The 647-nt window shown below is 66.9% G+C and carries 1 protein-coding gene; it reads right to left on the bottom strand.

Annotation, left to right across the window (positions count from 1 at the left end):
* Positions 1-590 (bottom strand): hypothetical protein (locus tag CSC62_RS17410; protein ID WP_246194530.1); only part of this gene is annotated, 590 nt, incomplete at its 3' end.
* Positions 591-647: the final 57 nt, after the last annotated feature.

Raw genomic sequence — 647 nt, 5'->3', positions numbered from 1 at the left:
TAACGGTGACTTGCTCTAGTTTGATAGTGATGCGAGGGTCCACGATGCTCGGTGGCGTTGCAGATTGCGGCCATATGTTTGTGAACTGGGCCGAGGGTTGTCTGTAGTCCGTTTGTGTTTGTTTGGTTGGCGCTGGGCCAGTAGGCATCGCCGTTGGCGGTGATGGTGCCGTCGCCGTGGGCGATCAGCTGCAGTTCGTTGTCGCCGTCGTGCCACGGGCCGCCCCAGGCCGGCGGCTTCGGTGCGGCCGTCGCCGGCAGTGGCTGCACGCTCGACGCCGCCACCCAGCCGGCGCTGCCGCCGACCTTGTTGGGGTAGAACGCGCAGACGAAGCCGCCCCGACGCTGCGCCAGGATCACCGTGTCGTCCTTGACCACATAGGCGCGCTGCCGGCACGCGGCCTCGCCCTTGGCCGGGCAGCCGTCGTCGTCGTTGAGCAGGTACAGGCGCGGCACCGCGACCTTGGCGAGCGAGACCCCGGCCGTGCTCATGGGGAAGCCGCCATTGCGGCACATCGCCGTGTCCTCGTCCGGCGCCGCGTAGGCCAGTGCGGGAACCGCCAACAAGGCGAGCAGCCAAGTCTTGTGCATCAGAGTCGCTCCAAAGGTGGGGCGATAGTGTGGTGCATTACGGGTGAACCGGTGGCG

It is taken from the genome of Pseudoxanthomonas jiangsuensis (assembly GCF_010093185.1).
In the GTDB taxonomy this organism is placed as follows: domain Bacteria; phylum Pseudomonadota; class Gammaproteobacteria; order Xanthomonadales; family Xanthomonadaceae; genus Pseudoxanthomonas; species Pseudoxanthomonas jiangsuensis.
Note: the sequence above shows the minus strand (reverse complement) of the source record. Positions and strands in the feature narration are given on the sequence as shown.